General features: G+C 60.9%; 19 protein-coding genes. 9 read left to right on the forward strand and 10 right to left on the reverse strand.

From position 1 onward, the window contains the following. Positions 1-76 precede the first annotated feature (76 nt). Positions 77-1402 carry a GTPase HflX gene (gene hflX, locus G9X68_RS10775; protein ID WP_171602359.1) on the forward strand — a complete coding sequence of 442 codons (1326 nt, stop codon included), beginning with the start codon at positions 77-79 and terminating at the stop codon, positions 1400-1402. Positions 1403-1574: 172 nt separating this feature from the next. Here hflX and mazG read toward each other — a convergent pair whose 3' ends face one another. Both mazG and G9X68_RS10785 read right to left on the reverse strand, forming a co-directional pair. Further along, positions 1575-2420, reverse strand: coding sequence for a nucleoside triphosphate pyrophosphohydrolase (gene mazG / locus G9X68_RS10780; RefSeq protein WP_171602360.1), 846 nt, complete (start codon positions 2418-2420; stop codon positions 1575-1577). Between the two features lie 21 nt (positions 2421-2441). Continuing rightward, on the reverse strand, positions 2442-3029 hold the full coding sequence (locus G9X68_RS10785; RefSeq protein WP_171602361.1) for a deaminase: 588 nt from the start codon (positions 3027-3029) through the stop codon (positions 2442-2444). A 268-nt stretch (positions 3030-3297) separates the two neighbouring features. Here G9X68_RS10785 and cysG point away from each other — a divergent pair, with 268 nt between their 5' ends. The 5 genes from cysG to G9X68_RS10810 are packed head-to-tail and all read left to right on the forward strand — an operon-like array spanning position 3298 to position 8503. After that, positions 3298-4734 carry a siroheme synthase CysG gene (gene cysG, locus G9X68_RS10790; RefSeq protein WP_171602362.1) on the forward strand — a complete coding sequence of 479 codons (1437 nt, stop codon included), beginning with the start codon at positions 3298-3300 and terminating at the stop codon, positions 4732-4734. 2 nt (positions 4735-4736) lie between these two features. Further along, positions 4737-5051, forward strand: coding sequence for a DUF2849 domain-containing protein (locus G9X68_RS10795; RefSeq protein ID WP_171602363.1), 315 nt, complete (start codon positions 4737-4739; stop codon positions 5049-5051). A gap of 8 nt (positions 5052-5059) precedes the next feature. Beyond that, a complete protein-coding gene (locus tag G9X68_RS10800) occupies positions 5060-6730 on the forward strand; it encodes a nitrite/sulfite reductase (protein WP_171602364.1) in 1671 nt (556 codons plus the stop codon). Positions 6731-6740: 10 nt separating this feature from the next. Continuing rightward, positions 6741-7253: a DUF934 domain-containing protein gene (locus G9X68_RS10805; RefSeq protein WP_171602365.1), complete on the forward strand. Its 513-nt coding sequence runs from the start codon at positions 6741-6743 to the stop codon at positions 7251-7253. A 38-nt stretch (positions 7254-7291) separates the two neighbouring features. Then, positions 7292-8503, forward strand: a complete 1212-nt coding sequence (locus G9X68_RS10810) for a UbiH/UbiF family hydroxylase (protein WP_171602366.1) — start codon at positions 7292-7294, stop codon at positions 8501-8503. Here the strand turns inward: G9X68_RS10810 and G9X68_RS10815 are convergent. The 8 genes from G9X68_RS10815 to G9X68_RS10850 form a co-directional block, all read right to left on the reverse strand. Then, the gene (locus tag G9X68_RS10815) at positions 8471-9433 is read right to left on the reverse strand and encodes an AEC family transporter (protein WP_171602367.1); all 963 of its coding nucleotides are present in this window, start codon (positions 9431-9433) and stop codon (positions 8471-8473) included. The two genes, G9X68_RS10810 and G9X68_RS10815, sit on opposite strands and share 33 nt — an antisense overlap. A gap of 178 nt (positions 9434-9611) precedes the next feature. Continuing rightward, entirely contained in the window at positions 9612-10547 is a 936-nt protein-coding gene (locus G9X68_RS10820) for an MBL fold metallo-hydrolase (protein WP_171602368.1), read from the reverse strand. Positions 10548-10759: 212 nt separating this feature from the next. Then, the gene (locus G9X68_RS10825) at positions 10760-11248 is read right to left on the reverse strand and encodes a cupin (protein ID WP_171602369.1); all 489 of its coding nucleotides are present in this window, start codon (positions 11246-11248) and stop codon (positions 10760-10762) included. 297 nt (positions 11249-11545) lie between these two features. Next, positions 11546-12337 carry an SDR family NAD(P)-dependent oxidoreductase gene (locus tag G9X68_RS10830; protein WP_171602370.1) on the reverse strand — a complete coding sequence of 264 codons (792 nt, stop codon included), beginning with the start codon at positions 12335-12337 and terminating at the stop codon, positions 11546-11548. 471 nt (positions 12338-12808) lie between these two features. Next, a complete protein-coding gene (locus G9X68_RS10835) occupies positions 12809-13603 on the reverse strand; it encodes a potassium channel family protein (RefSeq protein WP_171602371.1) in 795 nt (264 codons plus the stop codon). 63 nt (positions 13604-13666) lie between these two features. Then, on the reverse strand, positions 13667-14437 hold the full coding sequence (locus G9X68_RS10840; RefSeq protein ID WP_171603050.1) for an SDR family NAD(P)-dependent oxidoreductase: 771 nt from the start codon (positions 14435-14437) through the stop codon (positions 13667-13669). A gap of 312 nt (positions 14438-14749) precedes the next feature. Beyond that, positions 14750-15205 (reverse strand): NUDIX hydrolase, encoded by a 456-nt coding sequence (locus G9X68_RS10845; protein ID WP_171602372.1) that lies wholly within the window; start codon positions 15203-15205, stop codon positions 14750-14752. Positions 15206-15288: 83 nt separating this feature from the next. Beyond that, positions 15289-16752, reverse strand: coding sequence for a CYTH and CHAD domain-containing protein (locus G9X68_RS10850; protein ID WP_171602373.1), 1464 nt, complete (start codon positions 16750-16752; stop codon positions 15289-15291). Between the two features lie 128 nt (positions 16753-16880). Between G9X68_RS10850 and G9X68_RS10855 the strand changes: the two genes are divergently transcribed. From G9X68_RS10855 to G9X68_RS10865, 3 genes are all read left to right on the forward strand, one after another. Continuing rightward, the gene (locus G9X68_RS10855) at positions 16881-17336 is read left to right on the forward strand and encodes an NUDIX hydrolase (RefSeq protein WP_171602374.1); all 456 of its coding nucleotides are present in this window, start codon (positions 16881-16883) and stop codon (positions 17334-17336) included. Next, positions 17333-18361: an extracellular catalytic domain type 1 short-chain-length polyhydroxyalkanoate depolymerase gene (locus tag G9X68_RS10860; protein WP_171602375.1), complete on the forward strand. Its 1029-nt coding sequence runs from the start codon at positions 17333-17335 to the stop codon at positions 18359-18361. The genes G9X68_RS10855 and G9X68_RS10860 overlap by 4 nt, the downstream gene beginning before the upstream one ends. Positions 18362-18540: 179 nt before the next feature. Continuing rightward, complete coding sequence (locus tag G9X68_RS10865) at positions 18541-20403, forward strand: glycoside hydrolase family 15 protein (RefSeq protein ID WP_171602376.1); 1863 nt, start codon at positions 18541-18543, stop codon at positions 20401-20403. The last annotated feature ends 698 nt before the right edge of the window (positions 20404-21101 follow it).

Consider the following 21101-nt stretch of genomic DNA (forward strand, 5'->3'; position numbering starts at 1 on the left):
AGGATCAGCCGTCATTTCGACACGCGATACCAAGAACGATTCGATCATCCCTGAAGCCGCCAAGCACAGGGACGACATGCGCGCGACTGTCGTCGTGCCGGTTCTGAAATCGCGCAGTCGCGGCGGCCAAAGCGAATCGGCCTCGACCCGCACGCCGGAAAGCCGGCTCGAAGAGGCGACCGGCCTTGCCCAGGCGATCGACCTCGATGTCGTCAATGGCCAGATCGTCCCGGTCAATGACCCGAGACCGGCCACACTGCTCGGCACCGGCAAGATCGAGGAGATCATGGCGCTGCTCGACGAGCGCGATTCCGGTCTTGTCATCGTCGATCATCCGCTGACGCCGGTGCAGCAACGCAACCTCGAAAAGGAATGGAACGCCAAGGTCATCGACCGGACGGGCCTCATCCTCGAAATCTTCGGCCGCCGCGCCTCCACCAAGGAAGGCACGCTGCAGGTCGATCTTGCGCATCTGAATTATCAGAAGGGCCGCCTGGTCCGAAGCTGGACCCACCTTGAACGCCAGCGCGGCGGCGGCGGCTTCATGGGCGGCCCCGGCGAAACCCAGATCGAAGCCGATCGGCGGATGCTGCAGGACCGCATCATCAAGCTCGAACGCGAGCTGGAGCAGGTCGTGCGCACCCGCCAGCTCCACCGAGCCAAGCGCCGCAAGGTGCCGCACCCGATCGTGGCGCTGGTCGGTTATACTAATGCCGGCAAGTCGACGCTGTTCAACCGCATCACCGGCGCCGGCGTGCTGGCCGAAGACATGCTGTTTGCCACGCTCGATCCGACGCTTCGGCGCATGAAACTGCCGCACGGCCGCACCGTCATCCTCTCCGACACCGTCGGTTTCATCTCCGACCTGCCGACCCATCTGGTCGCCGCCTTCCGGGCGACGCTGGAAGAGGTGTTGGAAGCCGACCTCATCCTGCATGTCCGCGACATGTCCGATGCCGACAACCAGGCGCAGAGCTCCGACGTGATGCGCATCCTGAACGATCTCGGCATCGACGAGGCCGAAGCCGAAAAACGGCTGATCGAGGTCTGGAACAAGATCGATCGGCTGGAGCCCGAGGTGCACGACACCATGGTGCAGAAATCGGCCGGCGCCAGCAACGTGGTCGCGGTTTCCGCTGTCAGCGGCGAGGGCGTTGACACGCTGATGGAAGAGATCAGCCGCAGACTGTCAGGCGTGATGACCGTGGCAACGATCCGCCTTCCGGTCGACAAGCTGGCGCTGCTACCCTGGCTTTACGATCACGCGATCGTCGACGGCCGCGAGGACAATGAAGACGGCACGATCACCCTCGATCTACGCCTGTCCGAAACCGAGGCAACCGAACTCGAACGCCGCATCGGCAACGGACAGAAATCTTCAAAGGAAGATTGGGAGCGGTAAGCGTGCCTTCTTGCTCCCTCTTCTCCCCAGCGGGGAGAAGGTGCCCGTAGGGCGGATGAGGGGGCCACACGGCACGCCTTTCATTGCTCTTCGCTTCCGCTAAGCGCATTTGCCCTGCCGGCATCTTCTCCCCGCTGGGGAGAAGGGAGATGTGGCAACGCTGTGCTTCACTTCACTCAACCCCCGACGTCACAGCTCTTTCAATCGCCTTCGCCGCCTGCCAAATTTCTTCCATGCGCTCGAGAGTGGCCGCCTCCAGCGTCTCGCCCTCTTCTTCAAGAACCTGTTCTATATGGCTGAAGCGACGACGGAATTTCGTATTCGTTCCCCGCACTGCTTGCTCCGGATCCGCCTTCACATGCCGCCCGATATTGACGACGGCGAAGATCAGGTCTCCGAGTTCGTCGCTGACCTTTGCCTGATCGCCTTCCCTGAGTGCCGCCCGCAATTCACCGATCTCCTCCTCGATCTTGTCGAGGATCGGCTCTGGCGCTGACCAGTCGAAGCCGACCTTGGCGGCGCGTTCCTGCAACTTCAAGGCTTCCGTCAATGCCGGGAAGCTGCGCTGCACGGAGCCGAGGAAGCCACTGTTGAAGTCCTCGGTGATGCCGCGCCGTGACCGCCGCCCAGCGCGCTCGCGTTTCTCCGCCTGCTTGATCTCGTCCCATTGTCTCTTGACCGCGTCTGGCGTATCCGCCGCCGAGCGGGCAAAGACGTGCGGGTGGCGGCGGATCATCTTGGTGGTGATGGCGTTGACCACGTCGCCGAAGGAAAATTCGCCGGCCTCCTCGGCCATGCGGGCGTGAAAGACCACCTGCAGCAGCAGGTCGCCCAACTCGTCGCAGAGGTCGTCCATATCGCCGCGCTCGATCGCATCGGAGACCTCATAGGCCTCTTCGATCGTATAGGGCTTGATCGTCTCGAAGTTCTGTTCGATGTCCCAGGGGCAGCCGGTTTCAGGATGGCGCAGCGCCGCCATGATCTCGATCAGCCGCGAAATGTCTTTGGAAGGTTGCATGTTGCCTCAGGTCAGGGGGCTTCAGTTCAGTGGAATGTCGTTGGCGGTCTTCGACGACTGGTAGCTGGTCGACAGCGCGTCGTAGCGCGCCTTGATGCGGGCGGTCTGCGTCTTCAGCGCGGTCTTCAGCTGAGCCTCCTCGGTCTCGACGAGATCGGCGATGGCAAAGCTGTTCCAGAAGGCGTTTTGCCTGCGGTAGCCGCCGGGTTCAAGCCCGAAGACTTCCTTCAGGATCTTCAGATCGTGCGGAATGGCGAAGGCGTCGCGAGAATCCTCATGGCTGAAAAAATAGTAGAAATTGTCGAATCCCGCCCAGGTGATCGCCGACATACACATGGTGCAGGGTTCGTGCGTCGACAGGAAGATCAGATCCTTGGTCGGCGGCTTGTCGCCAAGCTCGTAGAAACGCTTCAGCGTATGCACCTCGCCGTGCCAGAGCGGATTCTCCAGCTCGTTATTGGTCTCGGCGACGACAAGCGAAAGATCGGATTTCCTTAAGATCGCCGCACCGAACACCTTATTCCCAAGCGAAACGCCACGCTCCGTCAGCGGCAGGATATCGTCTTCCATGACCTGAAGCAGGCGGGAGGCAATGGTCTTATCAGGCATGAGGGCCCTCCAGTTTTCCTCAGTCTATCGCCTTGGCGGCGCGAGTGAAATGCGTGAAGCACCGGTGGACGTCTTTTGTCACAGGCTTTATACTGCATTGCAGCAAACGGGCTGGAAATATGCGGCTTTTCGGCAGCACGGGTGACTTTTCTCAAATCACCGACGGCACGAGCAAAAGAATACCTGCTTGCTTGGGCTTTCGAATTTCTGTTCCTTCAATCCCTTGTCGATCAAGGGCATATTCCGGCAACTTCGAAGTGGATTGATGATGCCTCCCAAGACTGAACAGCTTTCGGTATTTCCCGCCTTCTTTCGCGTGGAAGGCCAGAAGACGGCTGTCTTCGGCAATGGCGACGAAGCTTTCGCCAAGGTGCGCCTGCTGCTGAACACAAAGGCGCGGATTGTCGCCTATGCCGACCGGCCGGAAGCCGATTACCACGCCTTCCTGATCGCCAACCGTATCGAGACCGTTCGCGCTGCCTTCTCCGCCGAACAGGTCGAGGGTTCAGCACTCGTCTTCGCCGCAACCGGCAATGAAGCCGACGACCGCAGCATCGTCGACGCTGCGCGTGCCGCCAGAATTCCGGCCAATGCCGTTGATCAGCCCGATTACTGCGATTTCTTCACGCCGGCGCTGGTCAACCGCGCGCCCGTCGCCGTTGCGATCGGCACCGAAGGGGCCGGGCCGGTTCTGGCGCAGATGATCCGCGCGCAGATCGACCAACTTCTTTCGCCCTCGCTCGGCCGCCTTGCCGGGCTGGCAACGAGCTACCGCAAGGCCGTCGAACAACTGATTCCGAGAGGCGTCTCCCGCCGGGTCTTCTGGCGCCGTTTCTTTTCCGGTGCCGTTGCCGATGCGGTCGCCAACGGCAACCTGCCGCAGGCCCGCCATGCCGCCGATCGGCTGCTGCACGCGATGGACAAGGTCGCCGGCCACGTCTGGCTGGTCGGCGCTGGTCCGGGTGCCGAGGATCTTCTGACGTTGCGCGCGCAGCGCGTGATGATGGAAGCCGATGTCATCGTCTATGATGCGCTGGTGCCGCAAGCGATCGTCGATATGGGCCGCCGTGATGCCGAGCGGCTTTCCGTCGGCAAGCGCAAGGGCTGCCACTCGAAGTCCCAGGAAGAGATCAACGACCTGCTGGTCGATCTCGGTCGCCAGGGCAAGCGCGTCGTCCGCCTGAAATCCGGCGATCCCTTGGTTTATGGCCGGGCAGGGGAAGAGATGGCGGCACTGCGCGCCGCCGGCGTCACCTATGAGGTCGTGCCGGGCATCACCTCGGCCTTCGCCGCCGCTGCCGATTTCGAGCTGCCGCTGACGCTGCGCGGCGTCGCCTCCTCGCTGGTCTTTACCACCGGCCATGATCTTACCGGCGACGTGCTGCCTGATTGGGCAAGCCTTGCCGTCTCCGGCGCGACGATTGCCGTCTATATGGGCCGCACGGTCGCTGCCTCCGTTGCCGAGCGGCTGATGCAGGCGGGCATTCCTGCGGAAACCACCGTCGCCGTCATCGAAAATGCCAGCCGCGCCGATCGCCGCCTGCTGCATGGCACGCTTGCCGATCTGCCCGATCTGCAGCGCCGCGACGAGTTGACCGGACCTGTCATGGTCATCATCGGCGATGCGGTCGCCGGCGCCAATTTCGAACTGTCCGAGCCACTGGTGCGCGCGAACGCCCGGCTCGAGGAACTTGCAAGGAGCTGAATATGGGTGACAAGGTTCTGACCGCCAACCGGCTGACGGACGGCATTGCCGTCTGGCTGGATGCGAACGGCAAGTGGTCCACCTCGCTGCAGGAGGCGCTCGTTGCCCGTCATGCCGAGGCCGTTGCGGCGCTGGAAGAGATCGGCAAGAAATCCTATGCCGACAACGAGGTCGTTGACGTCGCCGTCGTCGACGTTCAGGAAACCAACGGCATTCTCTGGCCGCTTCGCCTTCGCGAGCGCATCCGTGCGCAGGGCCCGACCATGGAATATGCCCCGGGCTACGCTCCTGCCGATCCCGAATTCATTGCAGTCTGAGGAAGACGATGTACCGTTACGACGAATTTGACCATGCCTTTGTTACCGAGCGCGTCGAGCAGTTTCGCGATCAGGTCCAGCGCCGCCTTTCCGGCGAGCTCGCCGAGGACGCGTTCAAGCCGCTGCGCCTGATGAACGGCGTCTACCTGCAGCTTCATGCCTATATGCTGCGCATTGCCATTCCCTATGGCACGCTGAGCTCGCGCCAGTTGCGCATGCTCGCCCATATCGCCCGCACCTATGACCGCGGTTATGGCCACTTCACCACGCGCCAGAACCTGCAGTTCAACTGGCCGAAACTGTCCGATATTCCCGATGCGCTGGCCGACCTTGCCAGCGTAGAGATGCATGCGCTGCAGACCTCGGGCAATTGCATCAGAAACGTCACCGCCGATCACTTCGCCGGTGCCGCCGCCGATGAGGTCGCTGATCCCAGACCCTACGCCGAAATCCTGCGCCAATGGTCGTCGGTCCACCCGGAATTCTCCTTCCTGCCGCGCAAGTTCAAGATCGCCGTCACCGGCGCCGAGCGTGACCGCGCCGCAATCCAGGTCCATGATATCGGCCTGCACGTGAAGACGAACGACAAGGGCGAGATCGGCTTTGCCGTCTATGTCGGCGGCGGCCAGGGCCGTACGCCGATGATCGCCAAGCTGATCCGCGACTTCCTGCCCGAGGAAGATCTGCTCTCCTACACCACGGCCATCGTGCGCGTGTACAATCTGCACGGCCGCCGCGACAACAAATACAAGGCCCGCATCAAGATCCTCGTGCACGAAACCGGCACCGAGGAGCTGACGCGCCAGGTGGAAGCTGAATTCGCCGCGCTGAAGGATACCGAGCTCAAGCTGCCGGAAAAGGACGTGCAGTCGATCGCTGCCTATTTCGCGCCGCCTGATCTGCCCGAGCGCGCCGAAGGCTGGGAAAACCTTGCCCGCTGGAAGAAGGCCGATTCCGGTTTCTCCCGCTGGGTCCAGCAGAACGTGCAGCCGCACAAGAACCCCGATTACGGCATGGTGACGATCTCGCTGAAGCCGATCGGCGGCATTCCGGGCGATGCCTCGGATGCACAGATGGATGCGATCGCCGATCTTGCCGAGGAGTATGCTTTCGACGAGATCCGCGTCAGCCACGAGCAGAACCTCATCCTGCCGCATGTGGCGCTTGCCGATCTCGAAGCCGTCTATCGCGGCCTCGTCGCCATCAATCTGGCGGAAGCCAATGCCGGCCTGATCACCGACATCATTGCCTGTCCCGGGCTGGACTATTGCGCGCTCGCCAATGCGCGCTCCATTCCGCTGGCCCAGGAAATCTCCCGCCGTTTCGGCAATGCCGAGCGCCAGGCCGAGATCGGCGAGCTGAAGATCAAGATCTCCGGCTGCATCAATGCCTGCGGCCATCACCATGTCGGCCATATCGGCCTGCTCGGTGTCGAGAAGAAGGGCGCCGAACTCTACCAGATCACGCTCGGCGGCTCCGGCGACGAACATACCTCGATTGGCGAAATCATCGGCCGCGGCTTCGAGCCGGACCGGGTGACGGACGCGATCGAGACGATCGTCGACACCTATCTCGGCCTGCGCCTTAATCATTCCGAGAACTTCCTCGCCGCTTATCGCCGTGTCGGACCGCAGCCGTTCAAGACTGCGCTCTACGGCTCGGCCGCCGAAGCGGCATAAGGAGGGGATGATGACGAAGATCTGGAGAGAAACCGGTTTTGTCGAAAACGATCCCTGGGTGATCGAAACCGACGAGGTGAAGGCGACCGAGGAGCAGAAGCCGCTGCTCGGTCTCGACGAACTGATCGCCAAGGCCGACGAAAGCAACGATGTCGGCCTCGGCGTGCTGATCAAGCCGGCCGACGATGTGCGCCGTCTGGAGCCCTATCTCGATCGCCTCGAAATCGTCGCCGTCGCCTTTCCGGCTTTCAACGACGGCCGCGCCTTCAGCCATGCCTCACTGCTGCGCCAGCGCCTCGGCTATACCAACGAGCTGCGCGCCGTCGGTGACGTGCTGATCGATCAGGTGCCGCTGATGCTGCGCGTCGGCATCGACAGCTTTTCGGTCAGCAATGCCACGGCATTGAAGCGGCTTTCCGAAAACCGTCTTCCCGCCATTCCCCATCATTATCAGCCGGCGGTGCGTGACGCCGACGCCGGCAAGGGCTATAGTTGGCGCCGTCAGGCGAAGCCGGCCGCATAAGCGGCCGGTCCGCCTATTTACGATGGCGGAACAGTAGCATGAAGACATTCGAAGTGGCGGTGATCGGTGGCGGTCTCGCCGGCATGATCGCCGCAATCGCGCTTGCGCGCGGCGGTCGCAACGTGGCGCTGGTGGCACCTTCGGCTCCGAAGGAGGACCGGCGCACCACGGCGCTGATGGATCAATCGATCCGCTTCCTCGACCGCCTGGCGCTATGGGAAAAACTCCGTCCCGCGGCCGCTCCTCTGACCAGCATGCGCATCGTCGACGGCACCGATCGGCTGCTGCGCGCGCCGACCACCACCTTCCGCGCCGCCGAGGTCGGCCTCGATGCCTTCGGCTATAATTTCCCCAACAAGGCGCTGATCGATATCCTCGAAGAGGCCGCAGCCGGCGAGGGCAATATCACCCGCTTTACCCATATGGCCGAATCGATCGAAATATCGGCTGAAACCGTCTCGATCACGCTGGCCGGCGGCGAGACGCTGTCGGCCGATTTTGCCGTCGGCGCCGATGGCCGCGGCTCGAAGCTGCGCGAGACTTCCGGCATTACCGTGCGCAACTGGTCCTATCCGCAATCGGCTATGGTGCTGAATTTCACCCATTCGCTGCCGCACCAGAACATCTCGACCGAATTCCACACCAAACACGGCCCCTTCACCCAGGTGCCGCTGTCGGGGAGCCGCTCCAGCTTGGTATGGGTGCAGGATCCCGCTGAGGCGGCGAGCCGCTCGGAATTGCCGCTTGCTGAGCTGGGCAGCCTTGTCGAGGCGCGTATGCAGTCCATGCTCGGCAAGGTTGATGTCGAAGAGGGCGTTCAGGTCTGGCCGCTCTCCGGTATGATGGCGCATCGTTTCGGCAAGGGACGCATCGCGCTGATCGGCGAGGCCGCCCATGTCTTCCCGCCGATCGGGGCGCAGGGGCTGAACCTCAGCCTGCGCGATATCATGGCGCTTGCCGATATCCTGTGCGACAGGGCGGAGTTGCCGGTGCCGGCCGATGCCGGCGAAAGCTTCGACCGCCGGCGCCGCGCCGATATCATGACGCGCACGGCAAGCGTGGATATTCTCAACCGCTCGCTGCTTTCGGATCTCCTGCCCGTTCAGCTGCTGCGGGCTGCCGGCCTGCATATCCTCTCGGCCATACCGCCGCTGCGCAACATCGTCATGCGCGAGGGCATCGAGCCCGGCCGCGGCTTTCGCGATATTCCGGATTCGCTACGGGAAAAGCTGAAGCGGAAGAAGGCCTGAGCGGATCACGATCAGCCAGAGCGAAACGCTCACCACCGAAAACACCGTCGTGATCAGGATCGTCGCCGAGGCGCGCTCCTGCCAGACGCCGTATTGCTGGCCGATGACGAAGACGTTGGTCGCCGTCGGCAGTGAGGCGAGCAGCACGGCGGCCTGAATCCAGACCGGCTCGAAACCACCCACCGCCGTCAGCGCAACGAAGACCGCGATCGGATGCAGGATCAGCTTCGCCGGCACGATATAGGAGATCTCGGCCGGGATCCGCTTCAGAGGCCGCAGCGCCAGCGTCACGCCCATGGCAAAGAGCGCGCAAGGAGCCGCCGCCTGGGCGAGATAATCGACGAGGCGTTGAAACGCCGGCGGCTGATCGATGTGCAAGGCGGCCATGGCAAAGCCCAGCGCCGTCGACAAGATGAAGGGATGCAGCGCGACCTTCTGGACGATATCGGCGGCAAGCTGGCCTGTTGAACGTTTGTCGTCACCGGCCGCCGCCATCAGCGCCGGCGCCACGATGAAATGCAGCGCGTTCTCGAAGCAGATGATCAGTGCCACCGGCACGGCAGCGCCTTCGCCGAGCGCCAAGAGTGCCAGGCCCGGCCCCATATAGCCGATATTGCCATAGGCGCCGGCAAAGGACTGGATGGTGCAATCGGCAAGCGAATTGCCGCGCAAGACGCGGCCGATGACAAAAAGCAGGATGAAGACCGCATAGGTCGCCGCAATATCGGTGACGATGAAATCGACCCGCGTCAGCTCTTCGATCGGCGTGCGCGAGACGAGCTTAAAGAACAGAGCGGGCAGGGCGGCATAAATGATGAAGGTGTTCAGCCAGCCCAACGCCTCAGCCGGCTGCTTCGTCGCCTTGGCGGCGATGTAACCGATCAGGATCAGGCCGAAGAACGGCAATAGAAGGCTGACGATATCGGCCAAGAGGTCTTCCAGGGCGCGGGGATTACAGGGCGGGTCAGGATCTGACTTAACGTAATTCCAGCAAACGTGCATAGCGGTTTTGCCGGAATTGCGTGAAAACAAAGAGATAGAGCGTTTTCGTCACTCGGAGAAAAACGGAAACGCTCTAATTTTGTTGAGGTCCTAACCCGACAGGACGTCAGTAGTCCCAGAAAGCCGCTACCCAGCGAAAGGCGTCGCCGTCGACTGCCACCCGGCCGACGGAGGGGAACGGCAGGTGTGTGGCCACCAGCTGCTCGCCGGTCTCGGCCAGTTCCCGCAACAGACGGAGCCGAACGCGCGCCGCCTCCTCGGGGTCATGTTCGAAGCCGTTGTACCAGTCGGGATGTTCAAATCCGACCGCGAACACGGCGTCGCCGGCAAACATCAGCCGGTCGCCGCCGGATGTCAGCCGGATCACGCTGTGCCCGGGGGTGTGGCCGCCGGTGCGATGGACGACCACGCCAGGCGCTACCTCGTATTCCTCATCGAACAGCCTGAGATGGCTGCTGTATTCTTTCGCGAACCGCTTGGCAGCTGCCCGAAGCGCGTCCGGGAAGCCCGGCGGCATGGAGACATGGGAGAAATCGGGCGCCTCCCAGAACTTGACCTCGGCCGCCGCCACGTGGATCCGCAGGTCCGGACGTAGCTGGTCCTTCACCCCGTCGACGAGCAGCCCGCCGATATGGTCCATGTGCATGTGGGTCAGCACCACGTCGGTCACCGACGCAAGATCGATGCCGGCGGCCTCCAGTCGCTTGATCAGCTGCCCGGCCCGCGGCAGGTGCAAGTCCGGATCGACCCCCAGTCCGGCGTCGAGGAGTATGGTCTGGCTGCCGCTGCGCACCACGACGACGTTCAGCGCCCAATCCAAAGCGTCCAGCGGCAGGTACATGTCTTTCAGCCAGGCCGCCCGGGCCGCCGGATCGGCGTTGTGGCCCAGCATCGCGGTTGGGAGCGGCAGCACTCCATCACTGATCACCAGCACCTCGATCTCGCCAATATTCAGCGCGTAGCGCGACGGGACCAACTCGTCGAGCGGAGGTCTGCCAGGGGGTGCGGTGTTTTCCAGGCTCATCTTTGTCTCAAGGTTCATGTTCGTCTCCTTCTGACCGCCGCCTTAAAGACGGCATCGACGACGCTACATGGAGGCGTCTTTGCGATCGATTGGTCGAGGGATAAGGACGAGTGGGGCCGAGGGACAGGACAAGCCATACCACGGCATAGGTGCGGGCCTAGCTTTTTGCTGCCGACGTGGTGCTGATGGGGGCGGAGTCGATCAGATCGGCGATCGCGGTGCGCCAATGACTACCGCCATTTCTCGATGAGAAATCCCGATGGTCCTTGAACGGGATCGGTGTGGGGTAGGGGTACTGACGAGATTTTCGTCAGCGTTTCGCTTGAAGCAGCCGACGTCTGAATGTCGGCATGCTGTCCCTTAGGATAAGCGCCGATGACCTGGAAGTTCGACGTGCAGCCGAGATTCTGATGCCCTGTCCCGGCTGGAAGCACCAGACAGTCTCCGGCCGCCACCGCTATTGCTTGACCGCCGGGACCACCAATCAGCAGCGTGGCGCTACCAAGTGCAATTCCCAGCACTTCATGGGCACCGGAATGGTAGTGCTGATAATCGAAGACACCGTTTGCCCAGATGCCTGTCCAACCGTTTGCCGCGAAGCGACGTTCGAAATCCGTCGGTCCGCCGTCGGCAAACAGCCCTCTGTAAAGCAATACAGGAAGATGCGGGTTGTTCGGGACCCAGTCGCTCGGCCCGAAAATTATCGTCTCGGTGTTCATACTGAATTCCCAACGTAGTCGTCGATTGCCGCGACGCGACGGCCATCGAGCCGTCGACGTTGTTCGCCCAACTCTTTCGCCGCTTTTTCCATTGAACTCATCTGCGCTGGTGTTCTCAAAGCTAAACTTTGGCGGTCGCCAGCGGTTCCTTGACGTGCCGTAGTTTAGGAGACGACGCATTAGATTTAAGCTCATCGATGATGTTGGGATCGCCGGCGGCGGCCCACGAATGTGGGGCAGCGCATTGCGGAGACAACTTCCGACGAAGACGGTGCAGTGGCCGGACGGTGGAGGCCGTCAGAGCGTGTCGATCAGGCCTCCGTCCACGCGCATCGAAGCTCCAGTCGTTGCGGACGCCAAAGGCGAGGCCAGATAGGTGACGAGATTGGCAATTTCCTCGACGCTCGCAGCGCGTTGGATGATCGAACCGGCGCGGTGCTTCTTGACGAAGTCCGCCGCCACCTCCTCGATTGGTTTCCCCGTCTTCGCACGTTCCTCGGCAAGCATCGCCTCGACGCCTTCGGACAGCGTGGGGCCGGGAAGGACGGAGTTCACGGTGACGCCCGTGCCAGCCATGCGCTTGGCAAGGCCGCGGGCAACTGCGATGTCTGCGGTCTTGCTGACACCGTAGTGGATCATCTCGACCGGGATGTTAAAGCCGGATTCCGACGCGATGAAGATGACGCGGCCCCAATCGAGCTTCTGCATGCCCGGAAGATATGCGCGCGAAAGCCTGACGGCGGACATGACGTTCACCTGCCAGTGGCGGTCCCATACCTCGTCGTCCGCATCGAAGAAGTCTAGCGGCTGGAAGATGCCCGCGTTGTTGATAAGGATGTCCACATGTGGAACTTGGGCGACAAGAGCGTCACATCCGCCAGCGGTTGCGAGATCTGCCGCCACCGCGGTCACGCTTCCCTTGGCGCCTTCGCCTTTCAGGCGGTCGGCGGCCTTCGCGGTCTTATCTTCGGACCGGCCGTTGACCACCACGTCCGCGCCCGCCCTCGCGAGCTGGCGGACGATTGCGTATCCAATGCCTTCGGTGGATCCGGTAACCAGAGCGGTCTTGCCTGTGAGGTCGATCTGCATCTTCTGCTCCTGTGAGGTTGGATGACAGAACGTATGAACTGGCGACCGGTCTCGCAACAGCCCACGATGCGGATAATCCTTTCGCGTAGGGGATGATGTCGGCGGCGGCGTGCTCCCTCGGTATGGGCGGGCTACAATCCGACGGACCCGATTTGAAATGGTGCGCCGGGGCGGCGCAAACCAATGAGCTGGCACAACAACATCTGCGGGGCTGCGCTCCAACCTGAAGACGTGGCTCGCTTGCAAGATGCCACGTTCATTGGTTGTCCCAATACGATCTTGGGCGCCCTCTTAGAGCAGTTCCAGGAAAAGTGCGAAGCGGTTTTCCCAGGGCAAAGCGCGAAGCGCTTTTGCCGGGAATCGCGTAAAAACAAAAAGTTAGAGCGATTCTGCGTTTCCGTGAAAAGCTGAACCGCTCTAGACAACGACTGCGTGCGATTTCCTGGCGTATCGTCTAGCCAGGGTCGACGGTCACGATCCCTCGTCCGGTATGTTCAAGACCTCTCCGCACGCCTTGCAATGAACGGCGTCCGCGTCATGGCGCTGAAGGCCGCATCGGTGACAAGAATAGGTCACTTTGTGAGGGCGGACGACTGCCTGAGCAAGCCTGACGAACAGGGAGATGCCGACGATCATCGTCACAACGGAAGTGAGCTTACCCAGCGTTCCCGGAAGCGTGATGTCTCCGAATCCCGTCGTCGTCACCGTCGCGACCGTGAAGTATAGCGCATCGACGAATCCTTCGCTTCCCTCCCTGTTGTAGAAGAAGGACGTATAGACGAACCCGGTTGCCATGAAGAGGAACACAAGGAGGTTGATCACCGCCCGGACGACGTCGAGAAGGTATAAATAGCCGGCCTTGCGCAGCAAGTCCTTGAGCAGCGGACTCGTGCCGATCGCCCAGAACCGCATGATCCGCAGGAAAGCGAAATTGTAGAGCAGGTCCGGCAGCAACAGCGTGGCCAGCACCACGAAGTCGATCCAGGTCATCGGCCGCCGAATCCACTCGCGCAAAGAGAATGCGGCGACCGCCCGGCCGACCATCTCGGCGGCGATCCACACTGCTATCGCATAGTCGATGATCAGATAGGACGGACCGGATCGCATGTACGGGCCGAGCAGGAAGAAGGCGAGAATGGCGACGTCAATGGCAGCAAATACCAGCCGAAAGGCGACCGCCTGCCTGCCGTCGGCCCTATCGAGCTTGCGCAGCACCTGACGAAGCGAATTCTGCCGAGAGCCGTTGTCGGTTTCGAAGGTTTTCATCCAGAGAATCTAGATCCCTCACTGGCGTCTGCAAGTCGCCAAGAAATCGACTCCTCGGTGATTTCAGGCGACGGACCATCCACCGTCCACCAGCAGGTTAGCGCCGGTGATCAGGCTCGCAGCCGGTGATGCGAGGAAGACGACGGCGCCCACCACATCATCGGTTTCGCCGATCCGGCCGAGCGGGATATGACCAAGCGTCGCTTCGCGATTGTCGGCATCGGATAGAAAAGGTGCGGTGCCATCGGTGTGGATGAACGTCGGCGATACGGTATTTACGGTGACATTGTAGCGTGCCCATTCGGCTGCAAGGCAGCGCGTGAGGTGATTGATTGCCGCCTTGCTCATGCAATAGATTGCCTCGCCACGCAGTGCCACGGTACCGGCCTGTGAGCTGATGTTGATGATCCGGCCCCCATTACGCTTGATCATCTGACGGCCCACAGCCTGGGTCATCAGAAAGGTGCCCTTGATGTTGACATCGAGTATCTCGTCAAGGTCCTTCTCCTCGACGAGTTCCGCGAGATTGCCCGGAGCCACGCCGACATTGTTGACGAGGACGTCGATCCGGCCGAACGTCGCAAGCGCCGCGTCGACCGCTTGTGCGATATGCGCCTTATTGGGAATGTCCAGTTCAACGGGCAGAACTTTTCGTCCCGCGCCCTCCAGTTCAGCAACCAGGCTCGCCGACGCTGCGACATCGCGGACCCCTAAAACAATATCGGAGCCTGCTGCGGCACAGGCAAGTGCGCAAGCTCGACCGATGCCACGGCTCGCTCCCGTCACCAAAGTCACCTTGCCCTCAAGGCTGAAGTCCGGCGCATTCTTCTGCATCACGATGCCTCCCTCGATGAAGCTCATTTATGGCAGGGTCGGTGGGCGGATGCCAGATGTTCTGCGAGTGCTGAGGAGTGCCCCTTGACCAATGAGCGATCCCGCAACGTGAGACCGTTGGTTGCGATTTTCGCAACGTCCGTGGGCGTCCCGGTCGCACGGGCCGCGTTTTCGGCAGCCACACGGGCGTCCCCATATTGCGACAGGCCTGTGACCTTGCGGCAGGCAAGAGACGAGTTCACATTCCAGGAACTCTTGGCTGACGAAAGGCGGAACCGAAATTCCCGAGATCGATAATCCGCGACCGTCGAGCTAGGGAAGTCGTCCCCCGCGCTCGACCATTCGTCCGAACTTCAGCAGCAGGCGCTCAAGGTCCGGCTCCTCTACGCGGCGGGCGGCCTCAATCGGCGTCAGCCACACGGAATCTCGCTGCGCCATTTCTGGAAAGCGCTTTCGGCTACGGCGGACCTCCAGTAGGAAGACGGCAACGACCGGTCGCGCTCCACTTCCGTCCTGCATCAGCTTGTCATAGAGGAACTCGCCGAAGGGCTTCTTCTTCGCCCTCCCGATCACGCCAGCTTCCTCCCAGGCCTCACGTTCTGCCACCTTGCGCGGCTTCAGACCTGCTATCGGCCATCCCTTCGGGATCATCCAACGTCTCGTCTCCCGCGTCGTGATGAGAAGCACCTGTGGCCCCTTGGCTGTGTTTCGGAAACACAATGCACCATACTGCTGGATCGGCTTCGGATAGACGTCAATCTCATTCATCTGTCTGCTCGATGTTCATCGACGTTCTCGGCAGTGCCGGATAGACCGAGATTCCTTCGCTTAAGGTTCGTGGCGTCCTCATGTCAGCGCCAGAAGCGTTTCGTGTCGATGACCTCATCTACTGAGGACTGCGCCATGCGGATCAACGCATTCTTGTCACCGTGGGAAACGACAGAATCTCGAGCAGGGTGGTCGGCCAGTCCATGCTGCTCAAGCACGTCCGGTCCCGTAGCAAGATCGTTCAATGCTCCAAGATGGTCCTGCAACTCCTCCATCGCTGCGATAAATTTCCGGTGCCGACGGGCGCCGCGCTTGTCGTCGAACAGCGATCCGAAGAACTCGGCCGCGTAGCGAAGCTTCTTGGCGTCCTTGCGAACCTGGTGACGATGCGCGTCGTCGGTCTCAGCCAGCGCACTGCCATGCTTTTTCAGCTTCTTGCGCATCTTGTCGAGGGCCTTCGCGGCAAACTCCGAAGCCGACGCGTCCTCGGAAGTTGCGCCACCGCCGCCTGCGCGATCGGTGTCACATTGAAGCCACTCGTTGAAATCGAGCATCAGCGCGCGCGCTCTCGCCGATTCCAGAGCCTCGACAGCGTCGCCGTATGCCGTGTTGCGGGCATCCTTGAGCTTGGCCCGAAGGTCGGAGTCCTTCGCCTTCATCAGCAGGACGTCGAGATTACGCGCTTCACCTAGGACGCCAGCGAGCCAGCGAAGCTCCCCCTGCAGCCTGCTCGGCTCGTCGCCCGTCAAGAGCGGTTTGAACAGCGAGAACGCAGAGCGGAGACGCCGAAGAGCTACCCGCGCCTGATGAAGGGCTTCGGAATTTCGTCGCTGGAGAAGGATCTCTTCGTTGAGACGGAACTGCCGAAAGCAGGACGCGGCGATCTCTCGAAAGGCGGTAGATGCCTTGATGTTTCGCTCAAGATCGAGGCGCTCTGCCTTGAACATGAATTGCTGCCTGTCCAGAAGTGCCAGACCCCGTTCGGACTTGGACTGAATGCCGAACCGGAAAGGTGCGATCGCGTCGCTCTTGCGAATAAATACGAACAGGTCTTTCGGATCGCCGTCCTTCAGTTCGACCTCGATTTCCTGAACAGGCGAGCGCCTGTTGCCAGACGCCACCTCTCCCCGATCGACGACCACCTCCAGCCGAGAGCCGTTCAACTCGATGTTCCAGACGCGGCGTTCAATGAACACGTTAAAAGCGGCTTCCACCTCAAGTTCCGGTCCGAACTCGCTTATGAGAGGGCTCGTATGGTCGAGGACGGGTTCCATCCCTTCAAGGGGGGTCTCCCATTCCGAACGGACAAACAGTGATTTCGCCGGTCCGGATGCCTTCACAGTCTGGACGTGGGAAGCGCCGGTAGAGCGGACACGCAGAGAGAACCCTTTTTCCGACAGCCGACGATCGTCCGTCTCGAAGTAGGTCGAAGACTGCTGCAGTGCCTCGTCAGGCTCCCCGAGAAGATCGGAACCTAAAAGGCTCTCAAGGGCTTCGTTAGAGAGATCGAGCTTGATTTCGATTTCTGATGGCAAGGCAGGCTCCATTCTGATTGGACGCTCCTCAACGCTTGAGGCCCTGTCATAGTTCGGTTGCGTCACGACGTGATGAAGCAAACTGGACTCTTCAACGTTGCCCAGCTAGCTTGCGCGGGCTTCGAAACCGGAGGCGGACGATGCTCAACGAAAAAGCCCAGACGGAACTTACGAAAACCATGTCTGGTCGCGATGTCGCGCAGGCTGGTGCTCTCTGCTACCGTCGGAACGAAAACGGTGGAGTTGAAGTCCTTTTTGTAGGCAGCCGACGGAACGGTCGATGGGGCATTCCGAAGGGGCACGTCGAAGGTGGTGAGGCCAGCAGCGCCGCGGCGCTGAGAGAGGCGTTCGAGGAGGCCGGGGTCACGGGCGTCGTGGACAAGGCCGTATTCGGTACGTTTTCTTATCGGAAGGACACGAGTCCCAACCAATACCACGTGGCCGTCCATCTTCTTAAGGTCTGGAGGATCGCGGACAAGTTTCCGGAGAAGCATGTCCGAAAGACACGGTGGTTCCCCTTGGAAACCGCGCTGCGGGAAGCAGCGCAGCCGGGCCTGCGGACGCTGTTGTCGCGGCTTGAGACCGTGGGCGTATGAAGTTCGGTTTCGGCAAATCGCTAGCCCGGGTCCTCAAATCCCAGAAGAAATTCAGCAGGCTGATCGAAAAGGGCCTCAAGGCGCCGCGAAACAAGGCGAAACGCGCGACGTCGACACCCCGTGCCGCGAAACCGACTCTGGTCGAGACGACCGCATTTGGAAGCAATCCCGGCCGCCTGATCATGAAAACCTTCGTGCCGACAGCGCGGCTGCCGAAAAACCCCGCACTTGTGGTCGTGCTTCATGGCTGCCGACAAACACCCGAAAGCCTGGATAGTGCCGCTGGCTTCTCCAAACTCGCAAAGGACCGCGGCTTCGTTCTCCTTTATCCTGAGCAGAGAAGCGCCAATAATTCGCAACGATGCTTCAACTGGTACCGCCCAAGCGCCGTCGCCAGAGACCGCGGAGAAATGCTCTCCATCAAGCAGATGATCGAACATGCTTGCGAAAGACATCGCATCGACCGCTCGAGGATCTTTATCGCAGGATTGTCTGCTGGCGGAGCGATGACGGCCGCGCTCGTTGCCATCTATCCCCCAATGTTCGCAGGCGCCGCGATCATCGCAGGCATGCCCGTCGGATCGGCCCGAGATGCGATGTCCGCACTACGAGCGATGAAGTCGGGCGCGACGCCGCCGCCCGGCGGCTGGGGCCGAGCTGTTACGAAGATCTCTTCCGAGGTCAAGGCGTGGCCCGCGGTAACGATCTGGCAGGGCATGGACGATAGGACTGTGAACCCGGTCAACGCGAGCGCATGCATAGCACAGTGGCTCGAAGTCCAGGGCATCGACGAAGGCAGCGGACGTGCGGAGGAAAAACCGTGGGGCAGATTGCAGTCGTGGCGGGCCGCAGACGGTCTGAAGCTGGCCTCCTATTCGGTCAGGAACATGGGGCACGGGCTTCCAATCAAAATGCGGGACGCTGCGAAGTCGAGACGATCTGGAGACCCTTACGTCATTGCGGCAGAGATTTCGGCTCCAGCAGAATTGCTGCGACTATGGGGCTTGAAGAGACCTATGCTATAGTCGAAAACGCTGTGGCTAGGCCAAATTTTGTCTATTCCCGTTAACGCAAGGTCATTGGCCTGCGGCCCTCTCCCGGCGACCTCATTCGCTATTGCCGTTTCGAACCAAAGCGCCAAATCGGTGAAGTGGCGAGCTCCCTGCGGACTTTTCATCCGAAGCTCAGCCAAGAGGAACGCAGCATGGATGCAAACAGCGGGCTCATCGGGGATAAGGTTGCCGCAAAACGTAGCCAGGAGGACGCAGCCGTCGTTCCGCGCGCGATAGAGAACCACGGCGTCATCGGCGATTTGGCGACGATCGCGCTTGTCGCTACCGACGGCACGATCGATTTTCTATGTTGGCCCGATTTCGACAGTCCGACAATTTTTGCCGCGCTGCTCGACCCGGAAAGTGGTGGCATGTTTCAGATCGCTCCGGAGCTTGCCGGCGCCCGCGTGACGCAGCAGTATCTTCCGGATACGAACGTCCTCCTCACACGTTGGATGGGCGACAAGGCAAGTGGCGAACTTACTGATTTCATGTACGTGAAAAACAGCCGTAGCGGCGGCTCGAGCATGGTTGTACGGCGCTTTCGTGTGACGCGCGGGAGTTTGAAGTTGCGTATGTCGTGCACTCCTCGGTTCGAATATGCGAGAAGACAGCTCCCGGCGAAGATGGAAGAGGGCGCTGTAATCTGGCGGCAGGCGAACGGCGAAGTTCTACGACTCTTGGCTGGTGTGCCACTCGTCGAGATCGATGGCGGCGTTATCGCCGAGATCACCCTTCAAGCTGGAGAAGGCGTTGATTTCATTCTCGACGACGGTGACGACAATGTGGAAGAAGCGACCACGGAGGAGATGGAAGATCAGACGGTCGCCTTCTGGCAGAACTGGGCGAGACAGTCGACCTATCGTGGACGGTGGCGCGAAATGGTCAATCGCTCTGCACTGGCGTTGAAGCTCATGACCTCGCGCAAGCACGGGTCGATCGTCGCCGCCGCAACCTTTGGCTTGCCGGAAACCCCCGGTGGCAGCCGCAACTGGGACTATCGCGCCACCTGGATACGCGACGCCTCCTTCACAGTGTATGCATTGATGAGGCTTGGCTATCGCGACGAGGCGATGGCATTCAACGACTGGATCGGCCAGCGGGCGTCGGCATGTGACGCCGGCGGCCGACTGAAGGTCATGTATGCGATCGACGGCGGCGAGGTGCCTAATGAGGCCAGCCTCGAGCACCTGCACGGCTATGGCGGTGCGACGCCCGTCCGGGTGGGAAACAACGCTTCAGAACAGTTTCAGCTCGACATCTACGGTGAGCTTCTCGACTCGATCTATCTGAGCAACAAATACGGCCACGCAATCTCTCACGATCACTGGGAGGGGGTTCGAAAGGTTGTGGAGTTTGTCTGCGACCACTGGGAGGATCCTGACGCCGGGATTTGGGAGATGCGCCGCGAGCCACAGGAGTTCCTCCATTCCAGGCTCATGTGTTGGGTGGCGGTCGATCGGGGAATACGTCTCGCGACCAAGCGATCCCTCGCGGCGCCTTTTTCCAAGTGGCATGACGTCAGGAACGACATTTACGAAGACATTTGGAAAAACTTCTGGAACGAGGAGAAGGGGCACTTTGTGCAGACAAAGGGCGGCGACACGCTTGACGCCTCGCTGCTACTCATGCCGCTGGTGAGGTTTGTCAGTGCCACGGACCCGAGGTGGCTGTCGACCTTGACGGCGATCGGCGACCAACTAGCGGACGACGGTGTCGTGCACCGATATCGAAGTAATGACGGCCTTGACGGGGAGGAGGGCGCCTTCTCAGCCTGCTCATTCTGGTATGCAGAGTGTCTCGCACGAGCGGGGGACACCAAGAAGGCTCGCAGGGTCTTCGAGTCGGTTCTGAATTATGCCAACCATCTCGGGTTATATGCCGAGGAGTTTGATACCAAGGCGCAGCTCGCTGGCAATTTCCCGCAAGCCTTTACTCATCTCGCTCTCATCAGCGCAGCGTTCTACCTAGATCGCGAGCTCGACGATCGCAATAGCCAGGAATGGCGGCCGTAGAGCCGACGAATACCGCTCCGCCTCCGAGTGGGGGCCGCCTTCAGATGGTAACAAAGCGTTCGTCACTTCCTCGGAGGACAGTAGGATCGCGCCCGGCCAGCGCCACCGGATGTATTTCAGCTTAAGTTTATGCGCTGGCGTTGGCAGTTTGGCTGCCTCGGAACTTTCAATGTCCCCAGTCGGTTCGTACTGTTGTGGAGGAACCGGCCATGTCCAAAAAGAACAATGCCCCATCAAAGCAGCCTGTCAATCGCCCCGACCATAAGGAACCGCCGGAGCCTGACGATGGTAAACACCCGGCCCGTGATACAAGAGAGGCGCCGGTGCCCAACCCAAACGGCGAGCCTGTCGAGAAACTTTAGCGACTGCCAGACCCGTCATTAATTGGCTTTAGGGTCAGCCTCGGTGTTGCTTTGAACAAGCGAGATCCGACCGTTTCGCACGATGACACAAAGACCGATCCTTGGGACCGGCTTGAGCGATAGAGATGGACATTAACTGGGATTACGAGACGAATTTGGATATTCCCGAGCTGAAGTCGGCAAATGCGAGACGAAGACTCACGTCTGTACAAAAGGCGCAACTAAACGCCTGCGCTGACATCTGACTTTTTTATGAGAGCAAGTTGCACGGAATTGTGGGCGCCGCGCTATTTCTGACGAGCCCACGCAACCTGCCACATGGCCCGGAAAATCGGC

It is taken from the genome of Rhizobium changzhiense (genome assembly GCF_013087625.1).
GTDB lineage: Bacteria > Pseudomonadota > Alphaproteobacteria > Rhizobiales > Rhizobiaceae > Rhizobium > Rhizobium sophorae.

Bases quoted from the DNA above. Each gene is read 5' to 3' on its own strand.
- hflX (WP_171602359.1), top strand. From the start codon at position 77: ATGCGCGCGACTGTCGTCGTGCCGGTTCTGAAATCGCGCAGTCGCGGC.
- mazG (WP_171602360.1), bottom strand. From the start codon at position 2,420: ATGCAACCTTCCAAAGACATTTCGCGGCTGATCGAGATCATGGCGGCG.
- G9X68_RS10785 (WP_171602361.1), bottom strand. From the start codon at position 3,029: ATGCCTGATAAGACCATTGCCTCCCGCCTGCTTCAGGTCATGGAAGAC.
- cysG (WP_171602362.1), top strand. From the start codon at position 3,298: ATGCCTCCCAAGACTGAACAGCTTTCGGTATTTCCCGCCTTCTTTCGC.
- G9X68_RS10795 (WP_171602363.1), top strand. From the start codon at position 4,737: ATGGGTGACAAGGTTCTGACCGCCAACCGGCTGACGGACGGCATTGCC.
- G9X68_RS10800 (WP_171602364.1), top strand. From the start codon at position 5,060: ATGTACCGTTACGACGAATTTGACCATGCCTTTGTTACCGAGCGCGTC.
- G9X68_RS10805 (WP_171602365.1), top strand. From the start codon at position 6,741: ATGACGAAGATCTGGAGAGAAACCGGTTTTGTCGAAAACGATCCCTGG.
- G9X68_RS10810 (WP_171602366.1), top strand. From the start codon at position 7,292: ATGAAGACATTCGAAGTGGCGGTGATCGGTGGCGGTCTCGCCGGCATG.
- G9X68_RS10820 (WP_171602368.1), bottom strand. From the start codon at position 10,547: ATGAACCTTGAGACAAAGATGAGCCTGGAAAACACCGCACCCCCTGGC.
- G9X68_RS10825 (WP_171602369.1), bottom strand. From the start codon at position 11,248: ATGAACACCGAGACGATAATTTTCGGGCCGAGCGACTGGGTCCCGAAC.
- G9X68_RS10830 (WP_171602370.1), bottom strand. From the start codon at position 12,337: ATGCAGATCGACCTCACAGGCAAGACCGCTCTGGTTACCGGATCCACC.
- G9X68_RS10835 (WP_171602371.1), bottom strand. From the start codon at position 13,603: ATGAAAACCTTCGAAACCGACAACGGCTCTCGGCAGAATTCGCTTCGT.
- G9X68_RS10840 (WP_171603050.1), bottom strand. From the start codon at position 14,437: ATGCAGAAGAATGCGCCGGACTTCAGCCTTGAGGGCAAGGTGACTTTG.
- G9X68_RS10845 (WP_171602372.1), bottom strand. From the start codon at position 15,205: ATGAATGAGATTGACGTCTATCCGAAGCCGATCCAGCAGTATGGTGCA.
- G9X68_RS10850 (WP_171602373.1), bottom strand. From the start codon at position 16,752: ATGGAGCCTGCCTTGCCATCAGAAATCGAAATCAAGCTCGATCTCTCT.
- G9X68_RS10855 (WP_171602374.1), top strand. From the start codon at position 16,881: ATGCTCAACGAAAAAGCCCAGACGGAACTTACGAAAACCATGTCTGGT.
- G9X68_RS10860 (WP_171602375.1), top strand. From the start codon at position 17,333: ATGAAGTTCGGTTTCGGCAAATCGCTAGCCCGGGTCCTCAAATCCCAG.
- G9X68_RS10865 (WP_171602376.1), top strand. From the start codon at position 18,541: ATGGATGCAAACAGCGGGCTCATCGGGGATAAGGTTGCCGCAAAACGT.